We start from the raw sequence: 11,903 nt of genomic DNA on the forward strand, positions 1-11,903 counted from the left end.
TGGTTGGAAACAAACAGAATGCTATCGCTGCATAGTTGAACAGTGATGTTCAGCAGTGTTCAGCGTAAATGTATCAGACCCATTCCACTATGGCAGAGGAGAAGCCAAAAACCCACTCTCCGGCTTTTGCCAGGCATGCTCGCTATAGTGGAAGCCGAGTTGCGGGATAGATTCTGTGTTGCAGGCTTCTCCTTTCTTCCAGGCCGGGCGGATGGGCGCCTATCCCCTGGGCTCAGGCTGCTATCACTTCTCGGTGTGGGCGCCCTTGGTTGAGCAGGTGGAGCTGAAGCTGCTCAGCCCTGTCCAATGTTGCTTTACTCTAGTGCGGGATGAGCAGGGCTATTGGCAGGGGGAGGTGGACGGGATCCCACCTGGGCCAGTGGACTACCTCTACCGCCTGCACACCCAGGCAGGGGTAGTGGAGCGGCCGGATCCCGCTTCCCGCTGCCAGCCCTACGGCGTCCACGGCCCTTCGCGGGTGGTGGATCCCCGCTTCGACTGGCAGGATCAGGGGTGGAAGGGGATCCCCCTGTCTCAGTGGATCCTCTACGAGCTGCATGTGGGCACCTTTACCCCTGAGGGCACCTTTGCTGCTCTGATCCCTCGCCTGCCGGAGTTGGTGGAGTTGGGGGTAAACGTGCTGGAGCTGATGCCGGTGGCCCAGTTTCCAGGAGAGCGCAACTGGGGCTACGACGGCGTCTACCCCTACGCGGTGCAGACCAGCTATGGAGGAGCGGCAGGCTTCAAAGCCCTAGTCAATGCCTGCCACCAACTGGGTTTGGCCGTCATCTTGGATGTGGTCTACAACCACCTGGGGCCGGAGGGGAACTACCTGCGGGATTTTGGCCCCTACTTCACCGACAAGTACCACACCCCTTGGGGGGATGCCCTCAACTTCGACGACCGCTATTCTGACGGCGTGCGAGAGTTTTTCCTACAAAACGCCGAGTACTGGCTGGAGGAGTTTCATCTCGATGGGCTGCGGCTGGACGCGGTGCATGCCATCTACGACTTCAGCGCCTACCCCTTCTTGCAGGAATTGGCAGAGCAGGTGGATGCCCTAGAAGCTCGCACTGGCCGGCCCAGGGTTCTCATTGCCGAAAGCGACCTCAACGATGTCCGCCTCATCACCCCCCGAGAGCAAGGGGGCTACGGGCTAGATGCCCAGTGGTGCGATGACTTCCACCACTCACTTCACACCCTGCTTACCGGGGAAAAGACAGGCTACTACCAGGACTTTGGCGAATTGGAGCACCTGGCCAAGGCTTACCGGGAGAGCTACGTTTATTCTGGCCAGTACTCCTGCTACCGCGCCAGGCGTCACGGCAACTCCGCTGTTGGGCGACCGGGATCCCAATTTGTTGTCTGCATTCAAAACCACGACCAGGTGGGCAACCGCAGGCTGGGAGAGCGCCTTAGCCAGCTCACCTCTTTCGAGGGCCTCAAATTGGCTGCCGCTGCCCTGCTGCTAGCTCCCATGCTGCCGCTGCTATTTATGGGGGAAGAGTATGGGGAAGTGGCGCCATTTCTGTATTTTGTCAGCCACGGGGATCCCGACCTGGTGGAAGCGGTGCGCCAAGGACGCCGCCGCGAGTTCAGCGCCTTTGCCTGGCAGGGAGAGCCCCCGGATCCCCAAGCTGAGGAGACTTTCCTGCGCTCCAAGCTCAATTGGGACTTGAAAAAAGCCGGTCACCACCAGGTTCTCTGGAAGTGGTACCAGGCCCTGATCCGGCTGCGCAAAACCCAACCGGCTCTCCAGCACTTGGAGCGGGATGGAGTGGAAGTGGAGCTCTTTTCCAACTCTGGCCTTGCCCTGCACCGCCGCCACGGATCCCAGGCTTTGCTTGCCCTTTTCAATTTCAGCCCCAATCAGGCGGTCACCTATGCCCATTGGCCCGGCGGCACCTGGGAGAAGCTTTTGGATAGCCACGAGGCCCAGTGGTTGGGAAAGGGATCCTCTCTGCCCGCCGGAAGCCAAGGAGATCTTGTGGAGGTACCGCCCTATGGGGTGGCGGTGTACGGTCAGAACCCCTAAAAGAGGTAATCCCGGCCGCAGCCGTAGCGCCAAGCCTCGCGGCGCCGCTTCCAGAAGTAGTCTTGGGGGTCGGTTTCCAGCTCCGGGCGATCCGTTAGCCTTTGCAGCAGCTCGAAGAGGCCAAGCGCGCCAAAGTGGCCCGCCCATTCCACCAACTCCGGCAACCCCAACCGGGGCAAAAGTCCGGCCACCAACCGAGGATCCCGACTCATCGCCCCCCACAGGGCCTGGGCCAAGCCGCCGAACTGCACTACATCCTGCAAAAAGGGCTTCACCACCTGGGGGCCGGCGGCAAACATGGCCTCAAACACCCTGCTCAACAAGCGGTTAATGCTATCGGGATCCCAGGTTTTCTCCCGCAGAGGGGGGATCATGGCCTTCTGAAAGAGCCAGGTCACGGCCAAGTTGGGCTGGTAGGGTTGTAGCAAGACCAGGGCCGCCCGATCCAACTGCCGTTGCGCCAGGGCCTCGTGGATCCCCTGCTGTAGGCGATCCAGGTGGCGCAACATGGCGCCAAAGCCGCCAAAGCTTAGAGGCGACTGGCTGCCACTGCTGTCCCCCACTGCCAACAGGCGATCCCAGGGCAGTTGCAGAGGGCTACGGCGGTAAGCGGGAAAAACGCCGCACAGCTTGCGCACCCAGTGGATCTGGGTCAGCTCAACCCCTTGATAGGCGGGCAACAGCTGGCAGTAATCTTGCCAGAGGGTGTGGAGACTAGGCCGCTCCGGATCTCGGTCGCAGTAGGTGAACAGATAGGTGGTGCGCCCATCGCGGGCGGGGAAGGCTTCCCAAAAGGGCTGGTAGCCATTCTGGGCCGGGGTAAAGCTGTAGAAGAGATCCCCGCTGGGTTGGTCTGGCAGCCCTTGGGCACAGGATCCCACCACCAGACACACGCTATCCGGCGGCTGTCCTCGGCGAGCCTGGGCCACGAGGGGGGAGCGATGCCCCATAGCATCCACCAGCAACTGGGCAGTGAGGGATCCCGTGTTGGTTTGGATGCCGATCCCATCCGGGTGAACAGCAGCACCCAAAAAGCAAGTATTTTCCCGCAATTGGCCACCCCATTCCAAAAAGTGGGCTTTGCAGTGCTCCAGCAATCCAGCGGGATCCACCCCCACATTCAGCACCCCTTCCACCCACCAACTGGGGCCATCCCCAAAGCCAATACGCCCGCCAGGATAATGGGTCACCTGCACCTTCTCCCATTCCCTTGGGGTGAGCAGTTCCAGCTCCAGCAACACCTGCAATTCCTGCCGGGAGGTGTTCCACTCCTGCTCCCGACCCCGCAGGATCCCTCGCTCCAGCAGGATCACCCGCCAGCCCCGCTTGGCCAAAGCCGCTGCCAAGAAGATCCCCAGGGTGCCACCGGCAATGACAACATCCACCTCCCAGCTGCCCAAGCTCTGGGAAGCCTGCTGCACGACTGTCGGCGGTAACTCCCTCCGCCTCTGCCGCAGGGATCCCCACCAGCGATCCAAGGTGGGCAGGGCTTCTGGCGGGGGGACGAATTCAGCCATCGGCAGGAGGAACTTCACTCTAGACCAAGCCCCGACTTTTGAGGCGACGATGAATCAAAACCAGCGTATCCGCCTCGCCGACATTGCCCGGAAACAACACCACCGGCAGGTTGGGAAAGCGGGGATGATCGGACGGGGTGATCACCATCGAGATCCCAGGGTAGACTTGCCCCAGCAAACGCACTGCCGGCAAGTCGAGGCCAGTGCTGAGGGTGTCGTTGGAGGTGATGCCACCCTTGCTGATGAGGTAGCCAATTCCCGGCGGCAACCCCTGCACCACGCCCATCAACAACCGCGAAACCTTCTGTCCAAAAGCCAGGCGCCTTTCCACGGAGCCCTTTTCAAAAGTCAGTTCCTCCCGGCTGGTGTAGACCACCGGCGTCAGACCCTTCTCGTAGGCGCTGTGAACTTGGGCCAGGATCCCAGGCAGCAGCTCGGCCGCTCCCCCCGGCTCCAACAGGCGTTTTACCTCCACCTCAATGCCCTGGATCCCTGGCTCCTGCAGAAGGCGGGCCAACTGCTGGCTGGACTTTTGCACATGGGATCCCACGATCACCACCCCCGGTTGAGAGGAGCGAACAAACTGCCCCATCTGTTCCGGGGGAACGGGTTGTGGCGGCAACTGGGCCAGAGCCGTCAGGAGGCTGGCGGCACTGCGAAACAAAAAGCGTTTGCCTTGAGAGGCTGCCGCCAAAACATCTTGGGCAAACCGATCCAGATCCGCTTGAGTTTCTCCATCCACTACACAGCAGATATTCCCCTGCAAGGCCAGCAGCCGCGGCAAACAGCCAGAGCGAATCTGCTCCAGGGTAAATCGCTCCACCTGCTCAGCCCGGATCCGCCCCTGTGTTTTCTCCTGTACATAAGCGGGCAAATAGCTGTGGTGGTAGGCAAACACCGAGTCGCGGGCAAACTCCGTCTCATGCACCGGGATCCAGCGGCCCTCCACCCGCAGGTAATGGGTGCTCTGCCGCGTGATGCGCCCCCCTTCAAAAAAAGCCGGCACCAGAAAATGAGCATCGAAGGGCCCCAGCTCCGCTGCCATCACATCGGTTTCCAAGGGGTAGTGCCCCCGCAGCGTCGAGTCGGAGCGGCTAACAAAAAGGGCCCGCTCCCACCCCAGCTCCCCCATGGCCTGCTTGAGGGCCCGGCAGACCGACCGCGTCACCTCTTCGGCCTTGGCCGGCGGCAGGGATCGGGTGTTGGTGAGGATAAAGCGAATTGGCGAGCTATCCTGCAACCCCAGCTTCAAAGTCTGCGGATCCCAGCGGGTGAGGAGCAGGCAACTGTGAACGGTTTGGGATCCGGTGGGATCATCGTCCAACACAATGATGGGGGGAAGAGCCATGAGACCGTCTCAATCGACAAAGCAACCCGAGAACTCCAGAGGACGAATCCCCCTCAGAGGGCAACCGCTGTTCTCATCTTCGCCTAAGTTGGCCGTCTTCTCTGCCCTTATTCCAGGCGAAGTTTGCCATGATTGAGATCAACTGGCTCTGTTGAATCCAAAACGACTGCAGACATTTCCCCCCTGCCCACATTCATGGGAGAAAGCCATGGGGCAAGCCGAGCTGCAACTTCACATCAAACGGGTACAGCAGGACGTGCTGCGCATGGGGGCGCTGGTGGAAAAGTCGGTGGTCTTGGCCCAGCAGGCCCTGTTTGAACAGAACTTGGCCGCCGCCGAACAGGTGATCGCCCAAGACAAGCAAATTGACCGTTTTTATCGTCAAATCGAGAAAGACTGTATTAATTTGATTGCCTTGCGCTCCCCGGTGGCGCGGGATCTGCGCTGGATCAGTACCCTGATGCAACTGGTACGCGATCTGGAGCGGATTGGCGACTACGCCAAAGATTTGGCCGAAGTGGCCCTGCGCTTGGTCATGTACCCGCCGCCCCCGGAGCTGGGTCGTATTCGCGTGATGATGCAGCGCTGCCAGAAAATGCTCAGCCACAGCCTGGTGGCCCTGACAGAATTGGACGCCGACCTGGGCCGACAACTGAAGCGGGAAGACGACGCCGTTGATGAAGATTACACTAACCTTTACAATACGTTGGCGCAGCAGTCTGACATTCGCGGATCGGTCGAGCCTATTCTATTGATATTGCTGGCGATCCGTTACCTGGAGCGTCTGGCCGACCACAGCACCAACATCGGTCAGCGGGTAGCTTTTATCGTCACCGGCCAGCGTGACTAACGCCAACGGGTTGGGTCTTGCGATGTCTTAACCCCTCTTTTTCTTTTTTGCCAATACCCAAAATGGACTTCTCTCGAATTTTTCAGCATTTTCTCTCTCAGCCTCCCGATCAATTGACCGACAAAGATACTCTTCTTGCCCTCTTGCAGTCCCCCGACCCAGAAGCGCCGGAAATGCTCGAGATTGCCCTCGATGGCCTGGTGCGGGCCGGGTTTCTGGAACGACTAGGGGATCCCCCTCGCTATCGGCGCAAGCCGGACGAATCTTTGGTGGTGGGGCGTTTGCGCTGTTCCAGCAAAGGCTTCTGCTTCGCCATTCGGGACGAGCCGGGGGTGGAGGATGTGTACATCCACGGCAGCAACCTCAGCGGCGCCTGGAATGGGGATCAGGTGTTGGCGCGGGTCACCAAAGATGGCAACCGTCGCCGCAGCCCTGAGGGAGAGGTGGTGGCCGTTGTGGAGCGGGCCAATTCTGCCCTGGTGGGTCGCCTCAAACAGACGGAACAGGGTTTTCGGGTGGTGCCCTTGGACGACCGGCTGCTGTTCGAGCTGGCCCTGACGGAGGGATCCCCTGTCGAGCTGGCGGAAGGTCGGGTGGCCTATGTGGAGGTGAATCGCTACCCGCTGGGGGATCTGCCCCCAACCGGAACCATTCGCAAAATCTTGGGCGACGGCCCAGAAGCCTCCATCGATGCAGATTTGGTCTGTTGCAAGTACGACCTGCCGCAGGAGTTTCCCGCCCCGGTGTTGGAGGCAGCAGCAGCTCTGCCCAAAAAGCTCAGCCGCTCTGACCAAAAGGGCCGCCGCGATCTGCGCGACTGGTTTTGCATCACTCTGGAGCCTTTGGATCTGCAGCATCCCCACGGCTTGGAACCCAACGTGGCTGTTTCCTTGCAGCGGCAAGAGAATGACCACTGGCTGCTGGGGATCCACATTGCCGACGTGGCCCATTGGCTGGATCCCGACCACCCCTTGGAGCAAGAGGCTCAGCAGCGGACGGCCACCGTCTACCTCGATACGATGGTGCTGCCTCTCTTTCCGCCGGAGGTGCACAACCGCCTGGCTCTGTTGCCACAGCAGGAGCGCTTGGCCTATTCACTGCTAGTGACCCTCGACCCAGAAGGGGTGGTACAAAACTTCGAGATTTACCCCAGCCTGGTGCAATCGCGGGCTCACCTGTCCTATGGTCAGGTGCAGGCTCTTTTGGCCACCACCGCCGACTTGGGCCCCGACGAAGAAGTGCCGGAGTTGATGGCCCTGCTGCAAAACCTGCTGCGCCTTAGCCAGATTCTACGGGCCAAACGTCACCAGGCGGGGGGATTTGACCTGCCCCTGTTGGATTTGCTCACTCCCCACTCTGCCGATGAAAGCGGCTACGGCCCCCTCTTGATCAGCGATCGCCTCGGCGCCCATGCCCTGATGACGGAAATTCTCCTGCTGGCCAACCAAATCCTGGGCCACCATTTGCGCCAGTTGGGGATCCCTTCTTTGGCCCGCGTGCAGCCTGCCCCTGCCGCCGAGGCCCTGCAGAGCTTTTTGCGCCTGGCCAATGCCATGAAGCTGGATCTGAATTTGCAAGATCCCGCTGTCGTAACTCTGGCGGACTGGCAGCGGATTTGTGCCCGCATCACCGCTCCCGATGTGTTGGCCTCTGGCGCGAGCCCGGCCTTGGTGGCGCAGATGCTGGCCACCTTGCCCCCGGTGGAGTATCGCCTCCAGCCTCTGGAAGAGCAACTCGGCCATTTTGGGTTGGGCCTCAAAGAACCCTACGCCACCTTTACGGCCCCCTTGCGCCGCTATGCCGACTTGCTCAATTTGCGTGCCCTGCACCTGGCCCTGAGCAAAGGACGCGATCGCCGCAGCCCTCGCTCCAAAACCGTGGTGGATCTGCACGGCCCCAGCGGCTACGGCCAAATCGACTGGCAGGTGTTGCCGCCCAAGGTGCAGGAGGAATGGCAGGCGTTTCTCCAGGCGCAACTGCCCAAAATTCAGGAGGGGTACCGGATCCGGCAGCAGGCGGAGCGGGAGCTGATGGGCCTGAAGCGCTCTGAGTTCATGCAAAAGCACCTGGGAGAGGTGTTCCCCGGCCTAATCATCGGTGTCCAGAACTACGGCTTTTTTGTCCAGGTGGATCCCATCTTGGCGGAAGGCTTGGTGCGGGTCAGCACCCTGAAAAACGATTGGTACGAGTACCGCAGCCGTCAGCAGGCGCTGGTGGGACGCAAGAGTCGGCGCCAGTTTCGCCTGGGGGATCGGGTGGAGGTGCAGATTAAGAACGTGGATTACTACCGCCAACAAATTGACCTGGCGGTAATCGGGGAAGGCCGTCCCTACGAAGAAGAAGAATAAGGCGGGGATCCCTCCATGGATCGCAGCTGGAGAGGACGGTTGTTGCGAACTCTGGCTCTGGCAAAATAGGCGATACCTAGATCAGGAAGATCCTACCGGAGCTTCCGGCACCCAGCTCTACTGCCCCGAAAGAGTCCAGGGTGCTCCCTGTGTCTGTATTGCCTTCCTATACTGAGTAGCAAAGCTCTGCCGAACTCCTATGCAGCCCACCAATCCCAACCAATTTACCGAAAAAGCTTGGAGCGCCATTGTCCAATCCCAAGATGTGGCCCGGCGGCACCAGCAGCAACAGTTGGAAACCGAGCATTTGCTGATCTCCCTTCTGGATCAAGAGGGGGGGCTCACCCAAACCCTCCTGCAACGGGCAGGTATCGATCCGAGGCTGGTGCGGGATAAAGTGGAAAGCTTCATCAACCAGCAGCCCAAGTTGGCGCGGGTGGATCAGCTCTACTTGGGTCGCGGCCTGGAAACCACCCTGGATCGGGCCGAGGAGTTTCGCAAAGAGTACGGCGATGATTTCATCTCGGTGGAGCACTTGTTTTTGGGATCCCTGCAAGATGAGCGGGTGGGCAAGCGGGTCTTGGCACCCCTGGGCCTGACGGTAGAGCGCCTCAAACCGGTCATCAAAGAGGTGCGAGGCAAACAGCGGGTCACCGACAAAAACCCCGAATCCCGCTACGAAGCCCTGGAGCGCTATGGCCGCGATCTCACCCAGGCGGCCCGCGAAGGGAAGCTGGACCCGGTGATCGGGCGAGATGACGAGATCCGCCGCGTCATTCAGGTGCTCTCCCGCCGCACCAAAAACAACCCCGTCCTCATCGGCGAACCCGGCGTGGGGAAAACAGCCATTGTGGAGGGCCTAGCCCAGCGCATCAACCGGGGAGATGTGCCGGAGTCTCTGAAAAACCGGCGAGTCATTGCTTTGGACATGGGCGCTCTCATTGCCGGGGCCAAGTACCGCGGGGAATTTGAAGACCGCCTCAAAGCTGTGCTCAAAGAGGTCACTGAATCCGAAGGCCAGATCATCCTCTTCATCGACGAGTTGCACACCGTTGTCGGCGCCGGGGCCGGCGAAGGGGCCATGGATGCCGGCAACTTGCTCAAACCCATGCTGGCGCGGGGCGAGTTGCGCTGTATCGGCGCCACCACCCTGGATGAATACCGCAAGCACATCGAAAAAGATGCGGCCCTAGAACGCCGCTTTCAGCCGGTGTACGTGGATCAGCCTTCGGTGGAAGATACCATCTCCATCCTGCGCGGCCTCAAAGAGCGCTACGAGCTGCACCATGGGGTCAAAATCAGCGACTCCGCCTTGGTGGCGGCAGCGGTGCTCTCCAACCGCTACATCTCCGAGCGCTTCCTGCCCGACAAAGCCATCGACCTGGTGGACGAGGCGGCGGCCAAGCTGAAGATGGAGATCACCTCCAAGCCCGTCGAGCTGGACGAGATCGACCGGCGCATCATGCAACTGCAGATGGAGGAGCTCTCCCTGAAAAAAGAAGATGATGCTGCCTCTAGAGATCGCCTCAGCAAAATTGAGCAGGAGCTGGCCAACCTGACGGAGCGACAACGGGAGTTGAATGCTCGCTGGCAATTTGAAAAAGAGGCTATCGAACGCCTGCAAAGCCTTAAAGCCGAGCGGGACGCCGTCAAGCTTCAAATCGAACAGGCTGAACAAAAATATGACCTCAACCGCGCTGCCGAGCTCAAGTACGGCAAGCTGATGGAATTGGAGCGGCAAATCCAAGAGCAGGAGGCTCACCTGGCCAAGCTGCAGACCAACGGCGAGCCGCTGCTGCGGGAGCAAGTGACTCCTGAAGATATCGCTGAGATCGTCTCCCGCTGGACCGGGATCCCAGTCACCAGCCTGATGGAGTCGGAAAAGCAGAAGCTGCTGCGCCTGGAAGCCCATTTGCACCAGCGGGTGGTGGGCCAAGACGAGGCGGTAGCCGCCGTAGCGGCAGCCATTCGGCGCGCCCGGGCCGGCATGAAGGATCCCAATCGCCCCATCGGCTCTTTCCTGTTCATGGGGCCCACTGGCGTGGGGAAAACCGAGCTGGCCCGTGCTTTGGCGGAGTTCCTCTTCGACACTTCCGAGGCGATGGTGCGCATCGACATGTCCGAGTACATGGAGAAGCACTCGGTCTCTCGTCTAATCGGAGCTCCTCCAGGCTACGTGGGCTACGAAGAAGGCGGGCAGCTCTCCGAGGCGGTGCGGCGACGCCCCTACTCGGTGGTGCTGTTTGACGAGGTGGAAAAAGCCCACCCGGATGTCTTCAACATCCTGCTGCAGGTGCTGGACGATGGCCGCATCACCGACTCCCAAGGGCGGACAGTGGACTTCAAAAACACCATCATCATCATGACCAGCAACATCGGCAGCGACCTCATCCTGGAAATTGGGGCCGATGAAAGCCGCTACGAGGAGATGAAAACTCAGGTGCTGGCCATGCTGCGGCACCACTTCCGACCGGAGTTCCTCAACCGGGTGGACGAGCTGATCATCTTCCACGCCCTCACCAAAGAGCAAATTCGCCAGATTGTCGGCCTGCAAATGCAGCGGGTGGAAAAGCTGCTGGCAGATCAGCAAATCGAGATCCTGCTCACCGAAGAAGCCAAGGACTACCTGGCAGAGGTGGGCTACGACCCAGTGTTCGGGGCCCGTCCCCTGAAGCGGGTGATCCAGCGGGAGATCGAAAATCCCATTGCCACCAAGCTGCTGGAAAACGAGTTCCTACCCGGCGACCGCATTTTGGTGGATGTAGCCAACGAGCGGTTGATCTTCCGCAAGATCGGCTCTCAGCCCAGCCAGGAGCCACCTGCTGCTGTGGCCGTCAGCTAAAGTGAGGGATCCTTCACAGAGTGATCACCTGGTCAGGTGGGTTGTTCTTCAACGCCTCGTAGAGGTCAGGGAAGCAGCCCACTTGCACCCCTTGCACTACATTTTTGGGAATGCACTGGGCCGGTTCCTTGCGCCCGCGTCCTTGGGCATCACACCAGCGGGGTTCCCCTTCGGCTAAGTTGCGCTCCAGGGCACACATGTCGCACATCATCAGCAGGATGTTTTGCTCTTGGGCAACCTTGGCCAAGCGCTCGCCAATGGGATCCCCCTGCCGCAAAACAAAGCAGTTGTCGTCGAAAAAGAACATGCCCACCACCTCCGCTCCATGCACCCCTGCTTCTAGCTGAGGCAGGATCATCTGGCCCAATTTGTAGGTGCCGCAGCGGGGATGGGTGAACACGTAGGCAACTTTCATGAGGCCCTCCTTGCTGTTCTCAATTTTGATTATTAATGATTATCATTTTCAAAGTAACACGAATTCCCTGACGGGGGTTGCCGGAACCCAGCAGGCCGAGGTGGAGGTTCATTGCGAACCTGCTTGAGACTGTTCCTGATGCCTTTGTGCTGTCCAGCTCCTCTCCCTTCGCAGGAGAGGGAAGTTACGATTATTTCGATTCAAACCAGGACGCTGCACCCACACCTAAAACGTTGGTCGCGTTGTCGCGTCAGCGTTGCGGAGCAATAATGCGGCGGGCCAGAAGGCTTTTCTCAATAGCCCAGGCGTCTCACCCTAACCTGAAATGACTACAGATTGTGGGTTTACTGAGGACACGGCCAATTATTCAGTGGCATTTCTCACTTGAGATGCGGGAGGGGTTTTCTGGCGGGTTGTCAGGATTTGGGGTTTCTAATTGCCAAGGCTGCTCTCGGAGTTGCTCTATTGAACCACTAGGTTGTGTTGATCTTTCATTTGAGCCAAAAGAGAGCACTGACGAGATAGAGAAAACTCAAGAAGTTCCTGGC

The 11,903-nt window shown here is 59.7% G+C and carries 7 protein-coding genes; 4 read left to right on the plus strand and 3 right to left on the minus strand.

Annotated features, from left to right (window positions below):
* Window positions 1-175 precede the first annotated feature (175 nt).
* Complete coding sequence (gene treZ / locus NW870_RS12160) at window positions 176-2,035, plus strand: malto-oligosyltrehalose trehalohydrolase (RefSeq protein WP_414375486.1); 1,860 nt, start codon at window positions 176-178, stop codon at window positions 2,033-2,035.
* Here the strand turns inward: treZ and NW870_RS12165 are convergent.
* Both NW870_RS12165 and NW870_RS12170 read right to left on the minus strand, forming a co-directional pair.
* A complete protein-coding gene (locus tag NW870_RS12165) occupies window positions 2,032-3,552 on the minus strand; it encodes an FAD-binding oxidoreductase (RefSeq protein WP_414375487.1) in 1,521 nt (506 codons plus the stop codon). The genes treZ and NW870_RS12165 overlap by 4 nt on opposite strands.
* Window positions 3,553-3,571: 19 nt before the next feature.
* Window positions 3,572-4,900 (minus strand): four-carbon acid sugar kinase family protein, encoded by a 1,329-nt coding sequence (locus NW870_RS12170; protein ID WP_414375489.1) that lies wholly within the window; start codon window positions 4,898-4,900, stop codon window positions 3,572-3,574.
* Between the two features lie 208 nt (window positions 4,901-5,108).
* On the opposite strand from NW870_RS12170, the gene phoU reads away from it, so the two are divergent.
* The 3 genes from phoU to clpB all read left to right on the plus strand — a co-directional run bounded on the left by phoU (window position 5,109) and on the right by clpB (window position 10,940).
* Window positions 5,109-5,750: a phosphate signaling complex protein PhoU gene (phoU, locus tag NW870_RS12175; RefSeq protein ID WP_414375491.1), complete on the plus strand. Its 642-nt coding sequence runs from the start codon at window positions 5,109-5,111 to the stop codon at window positions 5,748-5,750.
* Window positions 5,751-5,812: 62 nt separating this feature from the next.
* Complete coding sequence (locus NW870_RS12180) at window positions 5,813-8,098, plus strand: ribonuclease R family protein (protein ID WP_414375492.1); 2,286 nt, start codon at window positions 5,813-5,815, stop codon at window positions 8,096-8,098.
* A gap of 199 nt (window positions 8,099-8,297) precedes the next feature.
* Window positions 8,298-10,940 (plus strand): ATP-dependent chaperone ClpB, encoded by a 2,643-nt coding sequence (clpB, locus tag NW870_RS12185; protein ID WP_414331635.1) that lies wholly within the window; start codon window positions 8,298-8,300, stop codon window positions 10,938-10,940.
* A 13-nt stretch (window positions 10,941-10,953) separates the two neighbouring features.
* Here clpB and NW870_RS12190 read toward each other — a convergent pair whose 3' ends face one another.
* Window positions 10,954-11,355 (minus strand): SaoD/DsrE family protein, encoded by a 402-nt coding sequence (locus NW870_RS12190; RefSeq protein ID WP_414357804.1) that lies wholly within the window; start codon window positions 11,353-11,355, stop codon window positions 10,954-10,956.
* Window positions 11,356-11,903 lie beyond the last annotated feature (548 nt).

It is taken from the genome of Synechococcus sp. R50.1 (assembly GCF_047462115.1).
Classification (GTDB): Bacteria; Cyanobacteriota; Cyanobacteriia; order Thermostichales; family Thermostichaceae; genus Thermostichus.